The 23,364-nt window shown below is 64.5% G+C and carries 27 protein-coding genes and 1 pseudogene; 6 read left to right on the top strand and 22 right to left on the bottom strand.

Annotated elements, in window-relative coordinates; all coding sequences use genetic code 11:
• The 8 genes and pseudogenes from BKY26_RS01075 to BKY26_RS01110 form a co-directional block, all read right to left on the bottom strand.
• Positions 1-144: pseudogene (locus BKY26_RS01075) on the bottom strand (fumarylacetoacetase); the annotation flags it as partial.
• Between the two features lie 7 nt (positions 145-151).
• The gene (gene maiA, locus BKY26_RS01080) at positions 152-784 is read right to left on the bottom strand and encodes a maleylacetoacetate isomerase (RefSeq protein ID WP_071688554.1); all 633 of its coding nucleotides are present in this window, start codon (positions 782-784) and stop codon (positions 152-154) included.
• Between the two features lie 63 nt (positions 785-847).
• On the bottom strand, positions 848-2,206 hold the full coding sequence (gene hmgA, locus BKY26_RS01085) for a homogentisate 1,2-dioxygenase (protein WP_071688555.1): 1,359 nt from the start codon (positions 2,204-2,206) through the stop codon (positions 848-850).
• 63 nt (positions 2,207-2,269) lie between these two features.
• The gene (locus BKY26_RS01090) at positions 2,270-2,812 is read right to left on the bottom strand and encodes a VOC family protein (RefSeq protein ID WP_071688556.1); all 543 of its coding nucleotides are present in this window, start codon (positions 2,810-2,812) and stop codon (positions 2,270-2,272) included.
• Positions 2,809-3,015, bottom strand: a complete 207-nt coding sequence (locus BKY26_RS01095) for a DUF2783 domain-containing protein (protein ID WP_071688557.1) — start codon at positions 3,013-3,015, stop codon at positions 2,809-2,811. Before BKY26_RS01095 ends, BKY26_RS01090 begins: the two co-directional genes overlap by 4 nt.
• A 5-nt stretch (positions 3,016-3,020) precedes the next feature.
• Positions 3,021-4,637: an FAD-dependent oxidoreductase gene (locus tag BKY26_RS01100; protein WP_071688558.1), complete on the bottom strand. Its 1,617-nt coding sequence runs from the start codon at positions 4,635-4,637 to the stop codon at positions 3,021-3,023.
• Between the two features lie 20 nt (positions 4,638-4,657).
• Positions 4,658-5,173, bottom strand: coding sequence for a DinB family protein (locus BKY26_RS01105; protein WP_071688559.1), 516 nt, complete (start codon positions 5,171-5,173; stop codon positions 4,658-4,660).
• A gap of 6 nt (positions 5,174-5,179) precedes the next feature.
• Positions 5,180-6,130 (bottom strand): MBL fold metallo-hydrolase, encoded by a 951-nt coding sequence (locus tag BKY26_RS01110; RefSeq protein WP_071688560.1) that lies wholly within the window; start codon positions 6,128-6,130, stop codon positions 5,180-5,182.
• 162 nt (positions 6,131-6,292) lie between these two features.
• On the opposite strand from BKY26_RS01110, the gene BKY26_RS01115 reads away from it, so the two are divergent.
• Positions 6,293-6,769: a MarR family winged helix-turn-helix transcriptional regulator gene (locus BKY26_RS01115; protein WP_227434865.1), complete on the top strand. Its 477-nt coding sequence runs from the start codon at positions 6,293-6,295 to the stop codon at positions 6,767-6,769.
• 38 nt (positions 6,770-6,807) lie between these two features.
• Here the strand turns inward: BKY26_RS01115 and BKY26_RS01120 are convergent, their stop codons facing one another.
• From BKY26_RS01120 to BKY26_RS01130, 3 genes are all read right to left on the bottom strand, one after another.
• Positions 6,808-7,938: an aminotransferase class V-fold PLP-dependent enzyme gene (locus tag BKY26_RS01120; protein WP_071688562.1), complete on the bottom strand. Its 1,131-nt coding sequence runs from the start codon at positions 7,936-7,938 to the stop codon at positions 6,808-6,810.
• 144 nt (positions 7,939-8,082) lie between these two features.
• Positions 8,083-8,547: an Lrp/AsnC family transcriptional regulator gene (locus BKY26_RS01125; protein ID WP_071688563.1), complete on the bottom strand. Its 465-nt coding sequence runs from the start codon at positions 8,545-8,547 to the stop codon at positions 8,083-8,085.
• Entirely contained in the window at positions 8,544-8,999 is a 456-nt protein-coding gene (locus BKY26_RS01130; protein ID WP_071688564.1) for an Lrp/AsnC family transcriptional regulator, read from the bottom strand. Before BKY26_RS01130 ends, BKY26_RS01125 begins: the two co-directional genes overlap by 4 nt.
• Before the next feature lie 136 nt (positions 9,000-9,135).
• Between BKY26_RS01130 and ilvC the strand changes: the two genes are divergently transcribed.
• Positions 9,136-10,158: a ketol-acid reductoisomerase gene (ilvC, locus tag BKY26_RS01135; protein WP_071688565.1), complete on the top strand. Its 1,023-nt coding sequence runs from the start codon at positions 9,136-9,138 to the stop codon at positions 10,156-10,158.
• Positions 10,159-10,236: 78 nt separating this feature from the next.
• On the opposite strand, the gene BKY26_RS01140 is transcribed toward ilvC, so the two are convergent.
• A complete protein-coding gene (locus BKY26_RS01140) occupies positions 10,237-10,815 on the bottom strand; it encodes a hypothetical protein (protein WP_227434867.1) in 579 nt (192 codons plus the stop codon).
• A gap of 112 nt (positions 10,816-10,927) precedes the next feature.
• On the opposite strand from BKY26_RS01140, the gene BKY26_RS01145 reads away from it, so the two are divergent.
• Positions 10,928-11,491, top strand: a complete 564-nt coding sequence (locus BKY26_RS01145; RefSeq protein WP_071688566.1) for a hemerythrin domain-containing protein — start codon at positions 10,928-10,930, stop codon at positions 11,489-11,491.
• A gap of 85 nt (positions 11,492-11,576) precedes the next feature.
• On the opposite strand, the gene BKY26_RS01150 is transcribed toward BKY26_RS01145, so the two are convergent.
• From BKY26_RS01150 to BKY26_RS01165, 4 genes are all read right to left on the bottom strand, one after another.
• Positions 11,577-13,076, bottom strand: coding sequence for a capsular polysaccharide export protein, LipB/KpsS family (locus BKY26_RS01150; protein WP_071688567.1), 1,500 nt, complete (start codon positions 13,074-13,076; stop codon positions 11,577-11,579).
• A gap of 172 nt (positions 13,077-13,248) precedes the next feature.
• Entirely contained in the window at positions 13,249-14,646 is a 1,398-nt protein-coding gene (locus BKY26_RS01155) for a sulfatase-like hydrolase/transferase (protein WP_131541737.1), read from the bottom strand.
• Positions 14,643-15,638 carry a sterol desaturase family protein gene (locus tag BKY26_RS01160; protein WP_071688568.1) on the bottom strand — a complete coding sequence of 332 codons (996 nt, stop codon included), beginning with the start codon at positions 15,636-15,638 and terminating at the stop codon, positions 14,643-14,645. Before BKY26_RS01160 ends, BKY26_RS01155 begins: the two co-directional genes overlap by 4 nt.
• Positions 15,639-15,667: 29 nt before the next feature.
• Positions 15,668-16,432, bottom strand: coding sequence for a class II aldolase and adducin N-terminal domain-containing protein (locus BKY26_RS01165; RefSeq protein WP_071688569.1), 765 nt, complete (start codon positions 16,430-16,432; stop codon positions 15,668-15,670).
• A 113-nt stretch (positions 16,433-16,545) separates the two neighbouring features.
• Between BKY26_RS01165 and BKY26_RS01170 the strand changes: the two genes are divergently transcribed.
• Positions 16,546-17,418, top strand: a complete 873-nt coding sequence (locus tag BKY26_RS01170) for a LysR family transcriptional regulator (protein WP_071688570.1) — start codon at positions 16,546-16,548, stop codon at positions 17,416-17,418.
• A gap of 2 nt (positions 17,419-17,420) precedes the next feature.
• On the opposite strand, the gene BKY26_RS01175 is transcribed toward BKY26_RS01170, so the two are convergent.
• Together BKY26_RS01175 and BKY26_RS01180 are read right to left on the bottom strand one after the other, a co-directional pair.
• Positions 17,421-17,858, bottom strand: a complete 438-nt coding sequence (locus BKY26_RS01175) for a GFA family protein (RefSeq protein WP_071688571.1) — start codon at positions 17,856-17,858, stop codon at positions 17,421-17,423.
• Positions 17,859-17,990: 132 nt separating this feature from the next.
• Entirely contained in the window at positions 17,991-19,166 is a 1,176-nt protein-coding gene (locus BKY26_RS01180) for a cytochrome P450 (RefSeq protein ID WP_071688572.1), read from the bottom strand.
• A 57-nt stretch (positions 19,167-19,223) separates the two neighbouring features.
• On the opposite strand from BKY26_RS01180, the gene BKY26_RS01185 reads away from it, so the two are divergent.
• Both BKY26_RS01185 and BKY26_RS01190 read left to right on the top strand, forming a co-directional pair.
• Positions 19,224-19,763: a MarR family winged helix-turn-helix transcriptional regulator gene (locus BKY26_RS01185; protein ID WP_071688573.1), complete on the top strand. Its 540-nt coding sequence runs from the start codon at positions 19,224-19,226 to the stop codon at positions 19,761-19,763.
• A 45-nt stretch (positions 19,764-19,808) separates the two neighbouring features.
• A complete protein-coding gene (locus tag BKY26_RS01190; protein WP_071688574.1) occupies positions 19,809-20,390 on the top strand; it encodes a thymidine kinase in 582 nt (193 codons plus the stop codon).
• Positions 20,391-20,805: 415 nt separating this feature from the next.
• Here the strand turns inward: BKY26_RS01190 and BKY26_RS01195 are convergent, their stop codons facing one another.
• From BKY26_RS01195 to proC, 4 genes are read right to left on the bottom strand one after another with little or no spacing between them, the layout of a single operon-like run.
• The gene (locus BKY26_RS01195; protein WP_071688575.1) at positions 20,806-21,267 is read right to left on the bottom strand and encodes a hypothetical protein; all 462 of its coding nucleotides are present in this window, start codon (positions 21,265-21,267) and stop codon (positions 20,806-20,808) included.
• Positions 21,264-22,211, bottom strand: coding sequence for a 2-hydroxyacid dehydrogenase (locus BKY26_RS01200; RefSeq protein WP_071688576.1), 948 nt, complete (start codon positions 22,209-22,211; stop codon positions 21,264-21,266). Before BKY26_RS01200 ends, BKY26_RS01195 begins: the two co-directional genes overlap by 4 nt.
• Positions 22,208-22,549, bottom strand: coding sequence for a tRNA-binding protein (locus tag BKY26_RS01205; protein ID WP_071688577.1), 342 nt, complete (start codon positions 22,547-22,549; stop codon positions 22,208-22,210). Before BKY26_RS01205 ends, BKY26_RS01200 begins: the two co-directional genes overlap by 4 nt.
• On the bottom strand, positions 22,546-23,355 hold the full coding sequence (proC, locus tag BKY26_RS01210) for a pyrroline-5-carboxylate reductase (RefSeq protein WP_071688578.1): 810 nt from the start codon (positions 23,353-23,355) through the stop codon (positions 22,546-22,548). The genes BKY26_RS01205 and proC overlap by 4 nt, the downstream gene beginning before the upstream one ends.
• Positions 23,356-23,364: the final 9 nt, after the last annotated feature.

Here is a 23,364-nt window from a genome sequence, read left to right on the forward strand (position 1 = left end):
GTCAAGGATCATCTCGCCAATCGCAACTCCGCAGCGTGCATCACCGCCCTTGGGCGAAAACACGCCATAGGGCAGGTTGTTGAGGGGGAAATCGGTCTCGGGGTCATTGGCGCTGTCGACCCAGCTGTGTCGTAATCCGGTCATGCGGTCCTCATTCGGCGTCGGGTTGGGTTTCAGGGCGCGCCGCGTCGAAGGCCGGAAGGGCCAGCGCGGCACGCTCGATCTCTAGCAGGCGGGGGAAGCGGAACAGGCCCACCCCCCACCGATGAGCGTTGTATAGCTGCGGGATCAGGCAAATATCGGCCCAGGTCGGCGCGTCGCCCAAGCAGAAACGACCTTCCGGCGCAATCAGCCTCTCAAAGGCCGCGAAGTTGCGCTCCATGAAATGCACCATCCAGTCGATGCCGCCCTGTTGATCGGCGCCACAGGCGGATTTTAGATGCGCCACGACGCCCACATTGGTGACCGGCTGCGTGTCCATGGCAATGACATGGGCCGCCGCCAGCACGCGGGCACGGGCCAGCGGGTCGGCGGGCAGTAGCGGCGGATTGGGCCAGGCCGCCTCCAGGTAGTCGAGAATGGCCAGCGACTGAACAAGTTCTGTCCCATCGTCCAGCACCAGCACCGGCACGAAACCAGACGGGTTATGCGCCAGGTAGGAGGGATCGCGCTGTTCACCTTTCACCAGGTGGACCGGGATACTCTCCCACGCCAGCCCCTTCAGTCCGAGCGCGATGCGCACCCGGTAGGAACAGCTCGACCGCCAATAGGTGTAGAGTTTCATCTCGTCTCCGCGAAACTTTCTTCGAAGAAAGTTCCCAAGAATTTTCGAAAATTCTTGGTCACCCTACTTCACACCCGGCGTGCCGTCGAACTTCTTTTCAAGGCTCTCCCAACAGTCGATATAGTCGTCCTGCAGGGGGGCTTCTTTCGCGGCAAAGGCCGTCAAGTGCTGCGGAAAGCGGGTTTCGAACATGAAGCTCATGGTGTTGTCCAGCTTCTCAGCCTTGAGTTCCGCGTTGGAAGCGCCTTCGAAGGCGCTTTTGTCCGGCCCGTGCGGCAGCATCATGTTATGCAGAGACATCCCGCCGGGAACAAACCCCTGAGGCTTGGCATCGTACTGGCCATAGATATTGCCCATCAGCTCCGACATGACGTTCTTGTGATACCAGGGCGGGCGGAAGGTATTTTCGGCCACCATCCAGCGTTCGCGGAACAGCACGAAGTCGATATTCGCCGTGCCTTCCACGCCCGAAGGCGCGGTCAGCACCGTGAAGATCGACGGGTCGGGATGGTCAAAGAGGATCGCACCCACCGGGCAATAGGTGGTCAGGTCATATTTCACCGGCGCGTAATTGCCATGCCACGCCACCACGTCGAGCGGGCTGTGCCCGATCCGCGTCTCGTGGAATTGCCCGCACCACTTGATGGTCAGGGTCGAGGGCACTTCGCGGTCTTCAAACGCCGCGACCGGCGTCTTGAAATCGCGCCGGTTCGCCATGCAGTTGGCCCCGATGGGGCCGCGCCCCGGAAGGTCGAATTTCTGGCCGTAGTTTTCGCAAACGAAGCCCCGGCAGGGTCCGTCCAGCACCTCCACCCGGTAGACCAGCCCGCGCGGCAGAATGGCGATCTCCTGCGGCTCCAGGTCGATCACGCCCAATTCCGTGCAAAACCGCAGCCGCCCCTCTTGAGGGACAACCAGTAATTCGCTGTCGGCGGAGTAGAAATAGGCGTCCACCATCGACTCCGTCACCAGGTAGATATGGCTCGCCATACCGACCTGCGTGTTCACGTCCCCCGCTGTGGTCATCGTCCGCATGCCCGTCAGCCAGGTCAGCCCTTCGTCGGAATGGGGCACCGGGTCCCACCGGTACTGGCCGAGCGAAATCACGTCCGGGTCCACATGCGGGGCGGATTTCCAGTAGGGCAGGTCGATCTTGGTGTAGCGCCCGGAATGCTTGACAGACGGCCGGATGCGATAGCACCAGGTCCGTTCGTTCTGGTGGCTCGGCGCGGTGAAGGCCGTGCCGGAAAGCTGCTCACCATAAAGCCCGTAATTGCATTTCTGGGGGCTGTTCATGCCCTGCGGCAGGGCGCCGGGCAGCGCCTCGGTTTCGAAATCATTGCCGAAACCCGGCATGTATTGCAGTTCATTGGGACGGGTCGCCGCCGTCACCATGCCCTTGGGCAGATCATGGGTGGTCATCGCGCGTTTCCTTTTGCGTAAGAACCGGGGCTGGTCCTCTCCCCCCTGCCCCGGCCCTGAAATTCAGGCCTTGTTCAGCTCCTTGGCGTGCAGCCATGCGGCATGCTGCGGGGCTTTCTTGGTCCGCGACCATTCCTCCAGCATATCCCATTTCACCGCGTCCATGCGCTTGAGCAGCGCCTCTTCCTCCGGGTCCGGGCAGGCCAGTTCGATCCGGTGGCCATTGGGATCGAAGAAATAGATGGAATGGAAGATGGAATGGTCGGTGACACCCAGCACCTCGACGCCATTGGCCTCCAGATGCTCCTTGAAGGCGATCAGCTCATCGCGGTCCTTCACCTTGAAGGCGATATGCTGCACCCAGATGGGCGTGTTGGGATCGCGGCCCATTTCAGGCTTGGTGGGCAGCTCGAAGAAGGCCAGAACGTTGCCGTTCCCCGCATCCATGAAGATATGCATGTACGGGTCAGGCTCGTGGGTCGAGGGCACGTGGTCCTCGGCAATCGCCAGCACGAAATCCATCTTGAGCATCTTGTTATACCACTCGACGGTTTCCTTCGCGTCCTTGCAGCGATAGGCGACGTGGTGAATCTGTTCGATCTTCATGCGGCGTCCTCCTTGGACAGGGCGGCGGCTTTCAGGGCATCGCTCAGGATCGCCCGGTCGCCGATATGGTTGGCCAGCACCAGCACCAGCCTTGCGTTCAGTGCATCGCTTTCGGCTTTGCTCAGGCCCTCATGGCTGGCCAGAAGCTCGGCGTAGAAATCATCCGCGCCAGGAATGTTGGGGGTCAGGATCAGGTCGGACATGGGGCTCACTCCTTGCCGATGGCGCGTTTCAGCGCGGTTTCGACGGCGGCGGCGTCATAGGCGGGCCAGCGGGCGGCGACGTGCTGATCGGGGCGGATCAGATAGACCGCGCTTGCCGCGTCGCCCAGATAGCGTTCCCTGACCTCCGGCGTGGTGTCCAGTGCAAGGCGATGAACACTCAGCCCCTCCGCCTCCACGCGCTCCGGCGCCTCGGCTCCGATGGTCAGCAGCGTAAACCGGTCCCCCAGGTGCGGCAGCAGGTAGCCGTCGCCCATAGGCGCATCCGCGCAAGGGCTGCCGGGGCGCGAGCGCGCCGGGCCGCCGGGCAGCGCGTCGGGCGTGTTGAGCGGCGAACCGTCATAGGTGCAGGGCACGCTGAGGCGGCCGGAATTCACCAAGGGCCGGGCAAATGCGTAATGTTCGGACAGGTCCAGCACCGCGTCGCGCAACACCCGGCTCATCTCCGACTTCGGCGTGATGAAATCCGTGGAACGCGAGGAATTGAGGATGTTCTCATCCGCGCCATGCACCCGCTCGACATCATAGCTGTCCAGCAGGCTTTCGGGCGCGATGCCGTCCATCACCAGCTTCAGCTTCCAACCGAGATTGTCGGTATCCTGAAGCCCGGAATTCGCGCCCCGCGCGCCGAACGGCGACACCTGATGCGCGGAATCGCCCGCGAAGATCACCCGGCCATGGCGAAACTTCTCCATCCGCCGGCACTGGAAGGTGTAGATCGAGACCCATTCCAGCTCGAACCTCACATCCTCGCCCAGCATCGCCTTCAGTCGCGGAATGACGTTCTCGGGTTTCTTTTCTTCCTCCTTATCGATGTCCCAACCCAGTTGCAGGTCGATCCGCCAGACCCCGTCGGGCTGCTTGTGCAGCAGCGCCGATTGCCCCCGGTTGAAGGGCGGGTCGAACCAGAACCAGCGTTCGGTCGGGAAATCGGCCTCCATGATCACATCGGCGATCAGGAAATTGTCCTCGAAGACACGGCCCACGAAATCGAGCCCCATCATCGCGCGGGTGGGCGAGGCTGCCCCGTCGCAGGCGATCAGCCAGTCGGCCTCCAGCTTGTATTCCCCCTCGGGCGTGTCGATCAGCAGGCTGACATGGTCGCCCGTGTCTGTCACGCGCAGTACCTTGTTGCGGCCCCGGATCTCGATCGGTGCGCCTTGGGCCTGCATCGCGCGGACCCGGTTCACCAAGTACTCTTCGAAGTAATACTGTTGCAGGTTGATGAAGGCCGGGAACTCGTGGCCCTTTTCAGGCAACAGGTTGAATTCATAGACCTGCCGCTCGTCGAAGAACACCTTGCCAAGCTGCCATTCAACGCCCTTTGCCACCATCTCATGCCCGCAGCCGAGCCGGTCGAGAATTTCAAGCGGCCGCTTGGCAAAGCAGATCGCGCGGCTGCCGAAACTGACCTTGTCATTGTCGTCCAGAACGACGACCTCCACCCCCTGCTGCGCAAGGTCGATGGCGGCCCCAAGCCCGATGGGCCCCGCCCCGATCACCACCACCTTGCGGCGCACGGGCGCGGGCGCGTCCTGATCGGGGGACCGCTCATAGGCATAGAGCGGCACCTCGAAAATCTTCTTGTCGCTGATCTGGTTCATCGGCTCCTCCTCCCCGAGGATCAATTCCAATAGGCCTGCGCGCTTGGCACGCGGCCATAGTCCAGGTGAAAATCGTCAAGCTGCGGCGGCGCGATCCCGGCGTCATGCACCATCGTATGCGCCTGCCCCCGGTGGTGAATCTGGTGCTGGAAAAGATGCAGCAGCAGCGCGCCGACCTTCTCCGTCACCTTGCCCTCACGGCGTTCCGTAACGCGGTCCTCTTCCAGCATCTGCGGTGTCAGGCCCTGACAGAAGCGCGCCAGCCGCATGTCCACATCAGCCTGCGCCTTGGCCAGTTCCGCCACCGATCCGATCTCCTCCCGGTCATAAACGGACCGGGCACACCCACCCGCCTCCAGCGCATCAACGTAGTAGAGATCGACCTCGTAGATGTGGTTTAGCGTGGCCTTGAGCGACGGAAAGAACCCCGGCCGCGGGGCGGCAAACGCCGCCTCTGACAGCCCGGAAATCGCCCCGTAAAGCGTCGCATTCGCCCAGGCATTGTTCAGCGCCATGGTCAGGAACGGATCGCGCATCACCGCTTACCCCTGCAGGGCCTCCCACATTTCCAGGTCGCGCTGCGCCGTCCAGATGCGCGGCGTGTCGATGCCGCGCGCCTCGTCATAGGCGCGGGCCACGTTGAAGGGCAGGCAGTGTTCGTAGATCGCGTAGTCGCCGAACTTGGGGTCGCATTCCGCGCGCACCGCGTCCCAAGCCTCTTTCAGGCTGCCACCACGCGCCGCGACACGGGCTGCCGGGCGATAGGTCGACTCCACGAAATCGCGGGTGTTCTCGATGGCCGCATTCACCATCTCCTTGCCGACCAGCGCATCGCCGCGCCCCGGCGCAATCGCGTCCACGTCGAACCACTTGATATTGTCGAGCGTATCGCCCCAATCCGCGAAATGCCCGTCGCCGCAATAGCAGGCGGAGTGATATTCGACGATATCGCCGGTGAACATGACGTTCTGATCAGGCACATGGATCACCGCATCGCCCGCCGTATGGGCGCGCCCCAGGTGCATGATATCGACCCGGCGATTGCCGAGATAGACCGTCATCGCATCGCTGAAAGTGGTTGTCGGCCAGGTCAGGCCGGGAATACTCTCATGACCCTCGAAGAGGCGCGGGAAGCGCTGGAATTCGCTGTCCCAGTCCTCCTGCCCGCGTTCGACGACCATGGCCCGGGCCACGTCCGACATGATGATCTGCCCAGCGCCATAGGCCGAGGCCCCCAGCACCCGCACCGCGTGGTAATGGGTCAGCACCAGATGGCTGATCGGCTTGTCGGTCACGCCGCGCACGCACTCAATGACCTTGTTCGCCAGACGCGGCGTCGCCTGCGCCTCGACGATCATCACCGACTCATCCCCGATGATGACGCCCGAATTGGGGTCGCCTTCTGCGGTGAAGGCCCACAGTCCCTCGCCCACTTCCGTAAAGGAAATCTTTTTCTCCGACATGTCCCCCTGGGACGCGAAGGCCTTGGCCATATTCTGTCTCTCCCGTGTGTTCGCGCGCTTTGACGGTGCGGCCCCTTGGCCCTTCCCGCCGGTCCTTGGCTCTGGTATCGTTGCAATTGCAACAAATGTCAACGCCGTTGCAACTGCAACGAATTATCGGGGAAAATCGGACGGATGGCGAGCGGAGACTTCATGCTGGCAGAATTCCTGCCCTACCGAATCGCGGTCCTGTCCGAGCGTATCAGCCGCCGCCTGTCGCTGATCTATGGGGCCGAGGCGGGGATCAGCATGGCGGAATGGCGGGTGATGGTGCACCTGGCGCGCTGCCAAGAGGTCTCGGTGCGTGAAATCCACGACTGCGTGAACCTCGACAAACCGCGCGTCAGCCGCGCCGTCAGCCGCCTGACCGAGGCAGGACTCGTCGCCAAGACCGGCAGCGCGACGGATCAGCGTCTGCTTTCGATCTCTTTGACCGAAGAAGGACAGAGCCTTCTGGCGCGCATCCTGCCCCCGGCGCGGGCCTATGAACGCCGCCTGCTGCACGCCCTGTCACCCGAGGAACAGGCGATGCTGTCTACGATCATGGAAAAGCTGCACCGGGTCATGGACACGGACCCGGACGCCCGGCCCCGCTCCCGCCTCGACCTGCCCCGCGACGCGGCAGAATAGCACCCGCTGTCATACGGATCAGGCCGGAAAAGGACAGTTCAGCCCATGGCGCTGTCGAGCGCGTTTTCCAACCGGGCCACGGTCGCATCCACGTCATAAAGCTTGTCCAGCCCGAATAACCCCAGCCGGAAGGTGGAAAACCCCTGCGGCTCATCCACCTGCAACGGCACACCCGCCGCGATCTGCACTCCCTGGGCACTGAACTTGGACCCGTTCTGAATGCCCGGATCATCGGTGTAGCTCACCACCACCCCCGGCGCGCCGAACCCCTCCGCCGCGACCGAGCGGATTCCGCGCGCGGCAAGCAGAGCGCGCACCTTGGTCCCTAGGTCCCATTGCGCATCGCGCAGGCGCTCGGTTCCATAATCCAGCGTCTCGGCCATGGTATCGCGGAAGGCTTTCAGCCCATCCGTGGGCATTGTGGCATGATAGGCATGGCCACCGCCCTCATAGGCCGCCATGATCGACCGCCATTTCTTCAGATCAGCGGCAAAGCTGCTGCTCTGGGTCTCCTCCATCCGCGTCAGCGCCCGCTCCGACAGCATCACCAGCCCCGCGCAGGGGGTCGAGGACCAGCCCTTCTGCGGGGCCGAGATCAGAACATCCACGCCAGTGGCTTTCATGTCGACCCAGGCACAGCCCGAGGCGATGCAGTCCAGCACCATCAGCGCGCCCACCTCATGGGCCGCCTCCGCCAGCGCAGACACATAGTCCTCCGGCAGGATGATACCCGAGGAGGTCTCCACATGCGGTGCAAAGACCACGGCGGGCTTCCCCGCATGGATCCGCGCCACGACCTCGTCAATCGGGGCCGGTGCAAAGGGCGCTGTCGCCTCATTCCCGGTCTGGCGCGCCTTCATCACCACGGTGTCCGCCGCGATCTGCCCGGCATCAACAATCTGCGACCAGCGGAACGAGAACCAGCCATTGCGCACCACCAGCACCTTTTCGCCGCCAGCGAACTGCCGCGCCACGGCCTCCATCCCATAGGTGCCGCCACCGGGGACCAGCGCCGTCGCATCGGCGTTGTAGACCTGCTTCAACCCGGCATCGATATCGCGCATGACCTCGCAAAACTGCTTCGACATATGGTTCAAAGACCGGTCAGTGAAGACCACCGAAAACTCCAGCAACCCATCAGGATCGACGGTATCGAGCAATGCGGACATGAAAGCCTCCCTTTCGCGGCATGAATTTCTTCTTGGTTCAAATACTCACGATCCGACGAAAAACGCCAGCGCCGGTTTCACGGCAAGGGCGCCAAACGGGATGGCGGGTGGGGCGATGGCCCGTCCCGAAGGGCGGGCCGAGCGTCACCCCGCCATCAAAGGCCCCGGCCGGCGTTCCTCGCTCAGCAGCACATTGGCCTCCACATTGCCCACGCCGGGCAGAGTCATGATCCGCCGCCGCAAAACCCTCTCGAAATCGGCAATGTCGCGGGCCACCACCCGCAGCCGGTAATCATACAGCCCCAGCACATGGCTCACCTGCTGCACCTCGGGGATCGCGCTCACCGCCCGCTCGAAATCATCCAGAGACACCCGCCCTTTCGTCGCCAGCTTCACGCCCAGGAACACCGTCACCCCGAAACCGAGCCGCGCGATGTCGAGGTCAAGCGCCCGCCCCGCGATCACCCCCGCCTCCTCCAGCCGCTTGACCCGCCGCCACGCGGCGGGCTGGCTCAGCCCCAACCGCCGCGCCAGCGTGGCAGAGCTTTGGCCCGCCTCTTCCTGCAACGCCCGAAGAATGGCGAAATCCACTTCGTCCCATCCGCTCATATCGGCAATGTCCTCACGTCTTTCAGCGTCGCCACCTGCATCAGCGCCTCGATATCGGTGATATGGGGCAGCGCCAGGATGCGGTCGCGATAGACCTGCTGGTAATGGGCCATGTCGCGGGCCAGAACGGACAGGCGCAGATCGACCCGGCCCAGGAAGGTCTGGATCTCCACCACTTCCGGAATCTCGCGCGCCGCCGCCATCACCTCGTCGAAGGCGCGGCTCTGGGTCTTGTCGAGCGTGATGCGCAGGCTGACCTCCACCGTGAAGCCAAGCGCGCGCCAGTCGATCACTGCCCGTGTGGCGCGCAGCACACCCTCCTCGCGCAGCCGGTCGAGCCTCTTGTAGCAGGTGGCAGGCGCGATCCGGGCGGCCTCGGCCAGATCGGCCACCGGCATGTCGGGATCGGCCTGAAGATGGCGCAGAAGGCGCCTATCCGTGTCATCGAGCATGATCTACACACATATTTCTGTATACGTGAATGATTTTCTATCAGAATGTATAATTTCTTCCAACCCAAACCTCGCCCCCACCTAAAAGGGCGGATAGATAGGGCGCCAGAGTTTTATCCAACGGAGGAGAGATCCGATGCGCGTTTACTATGACCGCGATTGCGACATCAACCTGATCAAGGACATGAAAGTGGCCATCCTGGGCTACGGCTCCCAAGGTCACGCCCATGCGCTGAACCTGCGCGATTCCGGCGCCAAGAACGTCGTCGTCGCCCTGCGCGAAGGCTCTGCCTCCGCTGCGAAGGCCGAAGGCGAGGGCCTGCAGGTCATGGGCATCGCGGAAGCTGCGGCCTGGTGCGACCTGATCATGTTCACCATGCCCGATGAACTTCAGGCCGAGACCTACAAGAAATACGTGCATGACAACCTGCGCGACGGCGCGGCGATTGCCTTCGCCCACGGCCTGAACGTGCATTTCGGCCTGATCGAGCCCAAGCCCGGCGTCGACGTGATCATGATGGCCCCGAAAGGCCCCGGCCACACCGTGCGCGGCGAATACACCAAGGGCGGCGGCGTGCCCTGCCTGGTGGCCGTGAACAACGACGCCTCCGGCAAGGCGCTGGAAATCGGCCTGTCCTACTGCTCCGCCATCGGCGGCGGCCGCTCGGGCATCATCGAGACCAACTTCCGCGAAGAATGCGAAACCGACCTCTTCGGCGAGCAGGCGGTTCTCTGCGGCGGCCTCGTCGAGCTGATCCGCATGGGCTTCGAGACCCTGGTCGAAGCAGGCTACGCCCCCGAAATGGCCTATTTCGAGTGCCTGCATGAAGTGAAGCTGATCGTGGACCTGATCTACGAAGGCGGCATCGCCAACATGAACTACTCGATCTCGAACACCGCGGAATACGGCGAATATGTCTCCGGCCCGCGCGTCCTGCCCTACGAGCGGACCAAGAAAGAGATGAAGGCCATTCTGCACGACATCCAGACCGGCAAGTTCGTGCGGGATTTCATGGCGGAAAACCAGGTGGGCCAGCCCTTCTTCAAAGGCACCCGCCGCATGAACGACGCCCACCAGATCGAAGAAGTCGGTGAAAAGCTGCGCGCCATGATGCCGTGGATCTCTGCCGGCAAGATGGTCGACAAGTCGAAGAACTGATCCTCTCGGGGACCGTCACAGGAAAGGCGCGGGCTGGACAACCACCCCGCGCCTTTTCCTGTTCCCGACGGGCCGCGATCACCCGCCACCCATCATCCTCTCATGCACCGCCTGCATGCCGCGCGCGGCCATGTCGCTGACCTCGGCGGCGTGGGTGTGGAGCGCGGCGACGAGATCGGGGTCGTCCGTGGTCTGGGTCACCACGATGCCCGCTTCGGTCACTTCGATGTCATTCACCAGCCCCTCGTAACGGGCGAAGAAGATGTCGAGCGTTGGGCTCTGGATGAAGATCTGGGGATCATCCCCCGCCTCGACCCGCGCAATCATCTGGGTCACGTGGCGGGTCAGCGCGTCCATCACGTAAGCGTCGGTCGCGCCAGTCACGGTGCGGATGCCGTTTGGCAGGTTCTCCACCTCGCGAAAAAGCGTGTCGAAATGGTGGAACATGACCATCAGATCGGCGCTTTCGCCGGGCGTGGCGTTTAACCCGCGCAGCCCCGGCATGGTGACCTCGTCATGGCCGATGCCGTCCTGGCCGTGATGCATCATGCCATGCCCGCCACCGTGGCCGTGCATCTGCGCGGGCGCGGCACCGGTCAGCGCAATAAGCGTCAGCGCGGCAGCGGCAAGCCTTCCAGCAACTGGAATGATTGTCATTGTCAATTCCTCCTGACAAGACCCTACACGGGTTTCGCGGCTCTGCAATCCGGCCCTGCCCCTGTGCATGGGTGCGGATTGTCACATTTGCGTGCGCCCCCATCTGGGGGGCATGACCCACCACATCACCGTGCGGGAGGGCCTTCCGCCCGAGATGCGGAGCCTCCTGCGGGACCTGCCACGCGACAGCTGGCAGGCGCATCCCGCTTTCGCCCGCTCCATCCAAAACTGGATGGGCGCCCACCAGATGTTCCGCCAGCTTGGCGAAATCGTGCAGAAGGATAGCGAGACCTTCCTCGACAAGGGGATGGAGACCGACCGCTACGCCGGGCGGCTGGCGCATTTCGGCAACCTCTTGGTGCGAAACCTGCACGGGCACCACACATGGGAAGACCGCAGCTATTTCCCCGAGTTGCAGGCCGCCGACCCACGGTTTGCCGACGGGCTGGAGATGCTGGAAGGCGACCACGCGGACTTGGACGCGCTGCTTGACCGCTTCACGCGGGGGGCCAATCGCGTGGTGCAACTGGCCACGCTCGACCCTACCCAGATGGCGGAAGAGGCCGGACCGGTGCGCGACATGGCCGAGCAGTTGGGCGGCTTTCTTCACCGGCACCTGACCGATGAGGAAGACCTGATCGTGCCGATCCTGCTGCATCACCGGCTGCGGGGCTGACTGTCCGGGCGCGACCTGTGCGCGCCCGGCTCAAAGCCCGGACCTCGTCCCGAGGGTGCAGATGGCCCTTCCCGCGAGACGCTGCCTACCCCGCGTCGCGCCCCGTCGCGTCCGAGACGAAGGTCGTGGCAATCTCGCCCTTTAGCAGGCCAATCAGAGTTCTGGCGATCGCCTGTCGGTTCTGGTCCGGATCAATCTCGGGCAGATGCCGCAGGGCCCAACGGCTGACCGCCCCGTCATGGCTGGCGGCAGCCAATTGACCGAAGGCCTGTTCCAGTGCCGCGTGATCGACACTGCCGCCGGTAAGGGTGTCGTAATCGAGCCGCTCGTCGAACCGGTGCACACCCGGCATGTCCGCCATCCAGCTGACCCCGAACAGAAGCGCGGGCTTGCCAGAGGTCACCGCCTCCCATGCGGCGGTGCCGGAAATCGTCGCGACGCATTCCGACGCGGCCGTCAGCTTGTGCGTATTCGCATGCGAAGGCAGCAGGCGGACCGAAGCAATCCGGCGCAGACGGTGAAAGAACATCGGGCTGCGATACTGGCCGTTCTGCTTGGGGTTTTCCTTGACAAGGATGCGGACATCCTCGGGCAGAATCGCCGCCAGTTGCTCGATGGCCAAAGCCTGATCGCGGTAGATCCCGCCAAGGATGGCGGTCGTCATTTCGGGCTGCATCTGAAGCGGGAAGTAGACAAAGCGCTGATCCAGGTCGACCGGGGCCTCCTCCAGCTCCGCCAGCGTTTCGGCATAGTCCAGCGCATCGGTGTGAAAGAACCGCGCGAACGGATCGCGCCAGTCCGGCAGCCGCCGGGCCACGCGCCACATCCGGCGGATCGTCCGGGCCAGCGACATGGGCCGCACCAGCAGCGACGGCTCCTGCATCATGACATGCGCGGCAAGCTGGCCAAGCGCCCGCCCTGACAGGCGCCCGCGCGGCCCCTGCTCTTGCGAGATCCCTTTCATGTAATAGAGATCCGACGCGGCACCCGGTTCGATGGGAACGGGCGGCGCGGGGTCCGCTTTTGGCGACAGGCGGCCCAGATCCTCGATCCGATCCATGGAATAGAAGGTCGCCGGGTCATAGCCGACCCGCAGGATCAGCGTGCGTATCCCGAGATGGCGCGCCAGACGGTACAGCATGATGTCGTAGAACAGGTGCGGGATATCGAAGAAGACCACCGCATTGATCCGCTCCGATTGCAGAATGCCGGCCAGCCGGTCCGCGACGATGCCGACATAGTTCGCGTAGTCTGAAGGGTGTTTCAGATCGTGACTGCGATAGGCATGGCCCGCCGCACCGCGTTGCAGGCTGTCCATCGCCTCGTGCAGGATCCGGTCGAAGCCGGGCGCGCGGGTAAAACTGGCCGCCGCCCCGCAGAACCGGTCGCCTGCCATGACATGGCCCCGGCGTCCCCAGGCATCGGTCATCCGCAGCAGGCTGGAGGCCTTGTAATCCGCATCCGTGCCACCAAAGGTGACAAGGTGTTCAATGCCGCTGTCAGGCTGGCGCATGATCTCGCGCACCACATCGACACCCGGAGAGGACGTGGCGACCGCGCAAAGACGAAGGGGCGTTTCACTCATTCTGGGGACCTACCCGCGCTTCCCGTCATCAATGCACCCCCTGAGAGGAGCGTTGCCCCGAGGGTCCTCCGCCACATGTGCCATGCGTCGCTGCCCCCCGTTCCTCGTGCGCATCCTGCCTGTGGGCGCCAGACTTACCCGGTTTGACTGGCCGCGCCAAGTGGGGCCGGGGTCAGCTGTCCGCGACCTTGGTAAAGTTCCACTGCGGAATGCCCAGAATGGCGGCCCGCCCGCCCTGTTCGGCCATTTTCCGGGCCTGATCGGCATGGGCGCGGGCATTTATGGCCTCGGGGTCCATGATCGCCGTCAACCGCGCCTCCGCCTCGGCCCGGATATCGGGGCGCGCGGTGGCGAGGTCCGTGGTCTCACCGGGATCGGCAGTGAGGTCGAAAAGCTGCGGCGGATGACCCTCGGCGTAGTGGACGAATTTCCACTGGGTCCCGTCCGGCGCCTGCCAGCGCAGCATGGTCATGCCGACCGAGCATCCCCCGTCATGGTATTCCGACAGAACCGAACGCCCCGGTTCGGGCGCAGCCAGCAGGGACCGGCCCGAGAACCCTTTGCTGCTTTGCCCCATGGCCCCGGCAATCGTCGGCGCGATGTCGATCAGGCTGACCGGATCGGCCCGCCGCCCCGGCGCCACCCCCGGCCCCGCCACGATCAGAGGCACGCGGGTCGCGCTGTCATACATCACGGATTTGGTCCAGAAGCCCTTTTCCCCCATCATGTCGCCATGGTCCGAGGTGAAGATCACCAGCGTATCGTCCGCCTGCCCGCTGGCCTCCAGCGCCGCCAGCACCTTGCCCACCTCGGCATCCACGAAACTGCACAGCGCCCGATAGGCGGCATGGGCCAGCCCCCGCGTGTCATCCGTGAAATGCCGGTCATGGGCGAAGAACCCGGCAATCTCGCGCAGGATCGGGTGGTCGGGGACAGGCTCCGCCGGACGGGCATAATCGGCAGGGTCGTAGAGCGACAGGAATTCTTCGGGCGCGATCAATGGGTAATGCGGGCTGAGATACGACACGAAGGCCGCCCAGGGCCGCTGCGCCCGCTCCGGCTCCGCCAGCCAGGCACAAGCGGCCTCTGTCACCCCAAGGTCATACCGCGTGTAGCCGGTCCACCCCGCGCCAAGCTCCTCCGCCAGCCCCGCCGTGGCGTCATATCGCGGCACCGGGCGGCGGACGAGGCCAAGCAGCCAACCCTTGCCCTCATGCACATGCAGCGGCTGGATCTGACGGTCGAACCCGGAGTCGTCGCGTTCATCCCGGTAATGCAGCTTGCCGATGGAGACGACCTCCACCCCGCCCTCGCGCAGCCGATGCCCCCAGGAGGGCACCGCGCCGTCATAAGGCTCGGCTGACGACCAGTATCCGGTCTCGTGCACATCCCGCCCGGTGGCAATCGCCGCCCTTGCGGGCACGCAGATGGGCGAAGGCGTATAGGCCGCGTCGAAGACCATCCCCCGTGCCGCAAGCGCGTCGATGTTCGGCGTCTTCGCCCCAAGCGACGAGGCGGACCCAACGGCCCACCACGCCATTTCATCGACCATCAGGAAAAGCGTGTTCACCCCGCATGCATCCGTTTCTTGCGCGCCCGTGTTTCTGCCGTGCCCTCGGCGCTGCCGTCATGGAAGGTGCCGAACCAGCGGTCCCAGGGCATCTCCTGGTTGCCGTAATTGCACTCGTAATAGCGGTGATGCAGCTGGTGATAGAAGGTGCCAAGCGCCAGCCGCCGCTTGTCGCGGATCAGCAGGTCCTCATAGCCCGTATGGGTCATCGCTGCCCCCGGCCCCTGATAGACAACGTGGAAGATCAGGTGGATCGGATGGCTGGGCACCACACAGTGGATGAGCAGGGTGGAGAGATAGAGGAAATGCTCTACCGGATGCATGGAGAAGCCCGACCAAGGCCCGATATTGACGTTGCGGTGATGCAGCGAATGGACGTGGCGATAGAGCACCGGCACATGCAACAGCCTGTGCACCCAGTAGAAATGGAAGGCCGACCAGATCGGCAGCAGGATCAGCGCCAGAACGAACCAGACGGGATGCTCCGCGAAGGACATCACCGGGGCATAACCATTTGCCATCATCCACATGACGAACACCTGAAACCCGGTCAGCTGCAACACGCCGGACCCGAGCGACCAGAACATGTTGTCATGTACCTGGTTGCGGAAATTCCACAGCGCGTTGCCCTTCGCCTGATCGCGATGGTCAAACTTCAGCCGCTTGCCCTGCCCCTTGCGCATATAGAAGAACCAGTGCAGCCCGCCCGCCGTCAGGAAAATGATGGCGAAATTCACCGCCCAGACCTGCGCGATCCAGCCAAGGGCAAACTCCTCTGCCCGGTCGAGCGACGGATAGGCCCAGTACCACAGGGCCACAGAGACGATCACCATCATCACCCGTTCCGAAAGCGTCAGCCAATTGCGGGCAAACCACCGCGCCAGAAAGCCCGGATCGGGCGGCCAGCGAAAGATCGAGGGGTCGTGCAGGGGCAGGTCCGGGTGGTAGTTCCACTCACGGCTCATCCCCTCCATGTCGCCTGTGTCGCTCATGGGCTCATCTCTCCTGTTCGTGACATCTGTCAGCGCGCGTAATCCGAGCCTTCCTCGTCGAGGATGGCTTTCAGTTCGGCCATGTGCCGTTCGGCCTGACCGGGATAAGTCTCGATCTCGCTCGCGGTCTTTTCCGCGATCTCATCGGACAGCACCCGCAGCGGGCGGCCGGTCTGAAGCGCGCGGATATAGGTCTCGGCGGCACGCTCGAAATAATAGAGCCGGTTGAACGTGTCGGCGACGCTGTCGCCCAGAACCATGACGCCGTGGTTGCCCATGATCATGACCTTCTTCGACGGGTCCTGCAGCGCCGCGGCGCAACGTTCGCCCTCGTCCTCGAAGGCCAGCCCGCCGAAATGTTCATCCACCACATAGCGGTTGAAGAAGGTCGCGGTGTTCTGGTCGATCGGCGGCAGGGTGCTGTCGGCGAGGCTGGCCAGAACCGTGGCATGGATCGAATGCACATGCATCGCGCAGCGATGATGCGGGCAGCGGCGGTGGATCGCGCCATGCAGGCCCCAGGCCGTGGGATCGGGTGCGCCGGGCATCTCCAGCGTATCGGGATCGTTCGCATCCAGCAGCAACAGGTCCGAGGCCTTGATGCGCCGGAAATGCATCTGGTTGGGGTTCATCAGGAAGCGCGTGCCGTCCTCGTTCACCGCGAGGCTGAAATGGTTGGCCACGGCCTCGTGGAAATTCAGCCGCTCCGTCCAGCGGAAGGCGGCGGCAAGGTCCACCCTCTCCTGCCAGTGGGACATGTTGGGATGGGCGGCAATGCTGGCGGTCTGGGTCATCTGGGCGTCTCCTGTCCTGCGCGTAAGACTGCCGCAAATCAGCCTGTCTTTACCAACGATGAATTCGCAAGTATTACATTAGAAAAACTGATCCATAAGGGGAGCACCCGCCCATGCAGCCCTCTGCCCTGCCGCCGCTTGGCTGGCTGCGCGCCTTCGAAGCCGCCGCGCGGCACCTGTCCTTCACCCAGGCCGCCGTGGAACTGAACCTGACCCAATCCGCGATCAGCCAGCATATCCGCAATCTGGAGGGCTTTCTGGGGCGGGAACTGTTCGTGCGCCGCACCCGGTCGCTGATGCTGACCAATGCGGGCGTGAATTACCTGCCCATCGTGCGAGAGGCCTTCGACATCCTCGCCGCCGGCACCCGCAGCTTCATCGGTGGCGCGCCCCACAACACGCTGAACCTGCAATGCAACCTGGCCTTCTCCACCTTCTGGCTGGCGCCCCGCATGGCGCGGCTGAAGGCGGCGCATCCGTGGCTGGTGCTGAACCTCGTCACCCCGATTTGGGACCCCGAGAAATTCGCCCATACCGCCGCGGTGGAAATCCGCTTCGGCCGCGCCGCCGACATGCCCGCCACGGCGCAGCGCATGACCCGCGACCGGGTGTTTCCCGTCTGTGCCCCCGGCTATGCCGAGGGTGCGCCGGACTGGCGGCGCGATCCGCTCTTCGACTGCGGGGGGATCATGTCGAACTGGGACTACTGGGCCGCCAGTCAGGGGCAGAGCCTGCCGCCGGACCAGCAGGTGACGATTTCATCGAGCTACACGTTTTCCCTGACGGCGGCGCGGTCGGGCGCGGGGCTGGCCATGGGGCATGAAACGCTTTGCGCCGATCTGTTGGACCGGGGCGAGCTGATCCGCCCCTTCGACCACGAGGCCGACCTGCTGGAGGCCTATTTCCTGATCGCCCCGCCCGAGCGTGACGCCACGAAGCCAAGCCGCGCCTTCTGCGACTGGCTGATGCAGGAATTCAGCGCCTGACCTCAGCCATGCGCCTCGTCATCATCGAGCGGCCGGGTGCCGTCATCGCCGGTGCCATGATATTTCGGCAGACCATCCCGCATTTCGATCCAGGGCAGCCGTTCGTTATAGTAGATATGCGCCTTGGGAACGTAGGCCGAGGGATCGTCCAGCGTCACCGCCGGGATATGCGTCTCATCCGGCCAGCGGGTATGGTTGCGATAGAACAACGGCGTTCCGCAGGTTTCGCAGTGTCCACGCTCCACATCGTCCGACGAGGCATATGTTGCCACCGGCCCCGACCATGTCAGCCCACTGTCCGGTACCCCGAACAGCGCCACGAAGGGCGTCGATCCCGCCCTCCGGCAGCTCTCGCAATGACAATAGGCGGTCCATCTCATTCGCCCGGTGGCAGACCAGGTCACCTGGCCGCACAGGCATCGTCCCGTAAGTGTCGTCATAAAATCCTGAACCCAACTATTCTCAATGTCAGAATGGACAGCATGGGAATGGACCGGCAAGCAAGAGGACCGATGGTCACGCAAAGGTGATCGGCAGGTTCAACAGTGATCTTCGGCCAATTACCGCCGAATTCAGCCCGCCGCGTCCCAGGCCACCGGCATCGACAGAGGCCCTCTGAACGCCCATCCCCCGAATCGGCCCGCCTCCGGCGGGTCAAGGCGCAGGCCCTTGAGGCGATCGAACAGCATCGGCAAAGCGACCTCGCCGATCAGCGCCTTCGAGGCCCATGCCCCGGCGCAGAAATGCGGCCCCGCCCCGAAGGCGATGGAGGCGCTGCAATCCTGCGTCAGGTCGTAGAAATCGGGCCGGGCGAACACCGACTCGTCGCGGTTGCCCGATCCGAACATCAGGAAGACGCGGTCCTCGGGCTCGAACGTCACGCCGTTCACCGTATCGCGCTTTGCCACCCGGCGCGGTGACATGCCGATGGGGCTGATCCAGCGCGCATATTCCTCGAAGGCCTGCATCCATGTGGCCTGACCGGTCTGCACCATCGCCAGTTGATCGGGATGGGTCAGCAGCGCCCATGCCGTGCCCGCAAGGGCATCGCGCGGCTCGTTCTGGCCGCCGGAAATGGCCAGCTTCACATTGGCCCGGATCTGCGCGTCCGACAGCCCCGCCTGCATCTGCACCGACAAAAGCGAGCGGTCCGGGCATTTGCGCAACTCCGGCATCCGGTCGTCAATGTGCCGGTCAATCGAGGCCGTGCAGTCATGGCACCGCGCCTCGACCTCCGGGTCGCCCGCGTAATTCGCGCAGCCGTCGATCATGCCCTGACTCACGCGGTCCATTTCCGCGTAGCTCATGTTGGTGAGCCCCGTGATCGCCTTCAGCGCCTCGCCCGAGACCGGCAGCGCGAAGTCCTTCACAAGGTCACAGCGCCCAAGCGGCGCGATCCGGTCCAGCACCTCGCCCGTGCGCGCCCGGAATTGCGCGGTCCACACGTCGCGCACCGTTTTGGGGGACACCGTGGGGAAGACCGCCTTGCGCTCCGCTGCATGATCCGCCCCGTCCTTGCGCATCATGTTCTGGCCCATCAGCACCGTCATCAGCCCGTCGGGCTGGTCCGAGGAAAACACCTCGACCCGCTTTTCCTGGGTGAAGATATCGTCGCGCCGGGTGATCAGCGTGGCATTGAGCTGCGGCACATAGGCAATCGGCACCTCGGCCCGCATGCGTTTGAGCGTTGGATAGGGATCGGCCCAGAAGGTGGGCGGGTCGATCTCGAAAACCGGGGCGTCGGACATGGCTTTCCTCCAGTGTTGTCATGTCAACACACGCAACGGTGCCGCATCTCTGTTGTCATGTCAACATACATCCCCTACCCTGCCCGCATGACCACAGACCTGCCCGACGAGCTGTTCCTGATCCACCCCGACGACACGGGCGGCCCCGCCACGCCCACGCTCAGCTTTTCGCGCAGCCCCACGGTCCTGCTGAACTTCACCGCCAACCGCTTCACCCGCAGCGCCGCCCGCGCTTATCAGGATCGGTTCGGCATCGGCGCGATGGACTGGCGGATGCTCGTCATGCTGGCGAGAGAGCCGCGCAGCACCGCCGCCCATGCCAGCCGCACAATCGGCATCGACAAGGCCGCCGTCAGCCGGGCGCTGGCACGACTGGAAACCAAGGGCCTTGTGGCCCCCGCCGATCCCGACCAGGGACGTCTCGGGCGCGAATGGGTGCTGACCGAATCTGGCATCGCGCTGCACCGGCAGGTTCTGAGCGAGGCGCTGAACCGGCAGAAGGCGCTGCTGGACGGTTTCACGCCAGAGGAGGTCGCGCAGTTCACCGGCTTCCTGACCCGGTGCCTCGGCAATCTCGACAAGCTTTCAGGCGACTAACGCGCAGGCCTTGCGCGGGGGGCGGGCTTGGGGCAAATCCTGTGCATGGCCAAGCTCTATTTCAACTACTCCACCATGAACGCAGGCAAATCGACCCTGCTGCTTCAGGCGTCCTACAACTACATCGAACGCGGCATGCAGACCTATCTGCTGACCGCGAATTTCGACGACCGGGCGGGCATGGGCCAGATCGGCAGCCGCATCGGCATCGCCGCCGAAGCCGACACCTATACCCAGTCCGACGATCTCTACGCCAAGATCGCGGCGCGGCTGTCGGACGGCCCCTGCGCCTGCGTGCTGGTCGATGAGGCGCAATGGATGACGCGGGACCAGGTCTGGCAACTGGCGCGCGCGGTGGATGACCTGCGGGTTCCGGTCATGTGCTACGGGCTGCGCGTGGATTTCCAGGGCGAGCTGTTTCCGGGATCTGCGGCGTTGCTGGCGCTGGCAGACGAGATGCGAGAGGTGCGCACCATCTGCCATTGCGGCAAGAAGGCCACGATGGTGATCCGGGTGGGCGAAGACGGCAAGGCGCTGCGCGAAGGGGCACAGATCGAGGTCGGCGGCAATGACCGCTACGTGTCGCTGTGCCGGGTTCATTGGCGCGAAGCGGTCGGGGATCGGTAGGGATGCGGTTTCGAAACCGCGTGGAAGGGCCTTCGAAGGCCCTTTTCCGCGAGCGGACAGGACAGCGTGTAACCAGTGAGGCCGGGACCGGCGCATCCTGTGATGCGCCAAAACGCGGTTTCGAAACCGCGTCGCCGCCGGTCTTCACCCGATCTTAACCCCGATCTGTCACGATGAGCGCCGGTTAACCGATTCCCACAGCGTGGCCCGGTCCGCCGATCCGATCCCCAGACCACCCCGACAAGGGTGCAGGTGACGAGACGCGCCAGAAGCTTCGCCAGACCATCCGGCTACGCACGCCCCAACGGGCGGCGCCGCCCATCCGATTACGCCACCCCGACACTCCGGGGCTTTCCAGCCAGAGACATGTGGCACACTCGACCGGGACCGGCCCCGCTCGGGCAATTGGCAGGCCCTATTCATTGCAACTGCTGAATATGCGGGGCAGCGGTTGCAAATCCTCGCCAAGCCCGCCGCGCAGGCGATGCAGGCTCACCTCAACCGGAAAGAACCCGACCGGATACCAGACCAGCTCTCCGGGATGGGCATGGACCGGCAGCTCTGTCACCGTCCCGTCATCGACCAGAGTGAACAGGGCCGATCCCGTCCGGTTCGGCTGATCCCCGTCGCCCCGCGCCCCGACCAACAACAACCCGCGAAACGGCGCGCCCAGATCTTCCCAGCTTTCGCCATTTGCAAACGCGGCCTCGCCACAAAACAGCGCCGGCATGTCCTGCCCCGCCTGTTCCGCGATCAGATCAGGCGACAAAGCCCCCGTCGCGGGCCAGAGCAGGCGGAACTGGTAGCCCTCCAGCACCACGGAATTTTCCGCCAGCGCCGGGGTGGCCAATGCCAGCAGCGCCGCCAGCCATCTCATACCGGGTTGGGCAGGGCGCGGCCCTCGGCGAAGGCGATGACATTGTCCAAAGCCATGCGCCCCATATCCTCGCGCGGCTCAAGCGCCGAGGTGCCCAGATGCGGCAGCAGCGTCACGTTCTCCATCACCCGCAGCGCCTCGGGCACCTCCGGCTCGAACTCGTAGACATCGAGCCCCGCCCCCGCGATCCGGCCCGCCTGCAAGGCCGCGATCAGCGCCGCCTCATCGACGATATCCCCGCGCGCGATGTTGACGAAGATCGCATGGGGCTGCATGGCGGCAAACACCTCAGCCCCCACAAGGTGATGCGTCTCCGCCCCGCCCGGCGTCGCCACCACGACCACATCAGCCACGGCCAGCGCCTCGGCCATCTGCATCTGCTCGGCGGGGAAATCCACCGCCTTGCGCGACCGGTTCACATAGACCACCCGGCAGCCGAAGCCGAAATGGCAGCGCCGCGCGATGGCCTGCCCGATGCGGCCCATGCCGATGATGCACACCGTCTTGCCGCTGACATGCAGCCCCAGAAGCTGCGTCGGATGCCAGCCGGTCCAGCCCCCCGCGCGCACCAGCCGCTCGCCCTCGCCGGCCCGCCGCGCGGTCATAAGAATGAGCGTCAGGGCGATATCGGCGGTGGAGTCCGTCACCGCGCCGGGCGTGTTCGTCACCTCGATGCCAGAGGCCCGCGCGGCGGCCACGTCGATATGGTTGAACCCGGCCCCGAAATTGGCCAGCAGCAAGCAGCGCGGGTTGGGCACGGCGGCGAAGGCCTCGGCCCGGAAGGCATCGCCAAGCGTCGGCAGCACCGCGTCATAATCCGCCAGCGCGGCGACGCATTCCGCATGGGTCATCGGTTGTTTCGTGGCCCGGCAGGACACGTCGAACCGCGCCTCGGCGGCCTCCATCACACTTTCGGGCAGGCGGCGGGAAATAAGCAGTTTCAATGCATCCGCCCCCCCTTGGGCACGTTTCGGTCGGGGCCGATCAGAACGATCTCGCCGTTCTCATCGGGCAGGCCAAGCACCAGGATTTCCGACCTGACCGGCCCGATCTGCCGGGGCGGGAAATTCACCACCGCCATCACCTGCTTGCCGACCAGCCCCGCCGGATCGTAATGCGCGGTGATCTGGGCAGAGCTTTTCTTGACGCCAAGTGCCCCGCCAAAATCCACCCACAGCTTGATCGCGGGTTTGCGCGCCTCGGGGAAGGGCTCGGCCCGCACCACCTCGCCCACGCGGATATCGACCTTGAGGAAGTCGTCGAAGGAAATCTCGTCGCTCATCCCTTCAGCTCCCGCGACCGGCCCGCCGCCGCGCCCACCGTGGCGCGCATCAGCGGCATCAGCCCATCCTCGGCCATCAGCACCTCCAGCCCCGCCTGCGTGGTGCCATTGGGAGAGGTCACGTTGATCCGCAATTGCTCCGGGCTTTCCGCCGCAGCCTCCGCCAGCGCCCCTGCACCCGAGACGGTGGCCTTGGCCAGCTGCATCGCCATGTCGTCGGGCAGCCCTTCAGCCCGCGCGGCGGCGGCCAAGGCGTCGATCATGTAGAAGACGTAAGCCGGCCCCGAGCCCGATACGCCCGTCACCGCGTCGATCTGGTCCTCGTCCGAGAGCCGCACCACCTGCCCTACGGCGGACAGAAGCGCCTCGGCCATGTCCGCATCCGCAGGGCCGGACGCTGCATTGCCGATGATCGCGGTGATCCCCTTGCCCACGGCAGCAGGTGTGTTGGGCATGGCGCGGATCACCCGCGTGCCATCGCCCAGGACGGATTCGAAATAGGCAATGGGCGTGCCCGCCGCGACCGAGACGATCAGCGTCGCTCCGCCGCCAAGCGGCTGCAATTGCGGCAGCGCCTCTGCCATGAACTGCGGCTTGACAGCGACGATGGCCACCGCCGGATCCTCGGGTAGCCCCTCATTCACATGCAGCCCCTGCGCACGCACCCAGTCCGAGGGGTGCGGGTCCAGGACCCAGACGGAACCGGGCGGCAGCCCCCCGGCCAGCCAGCCCTCCAGCATAGCCTGTCCCATCTTGCCACAGCCCAGCATCACCAGCCCGCGGCGCGCGATCTCGTCGAAAGTCATGTCCTCTCC

The sequence above is a fragment of the Nioella sediminis genome (genome assembly GCF_001879695.1).
Lineage (GTDB): Bacteria > Pseudomonadota > Alphaproteobacteria > Rhodobacterales > Rhodobacteraceae > Nioella > Nioella sediminis.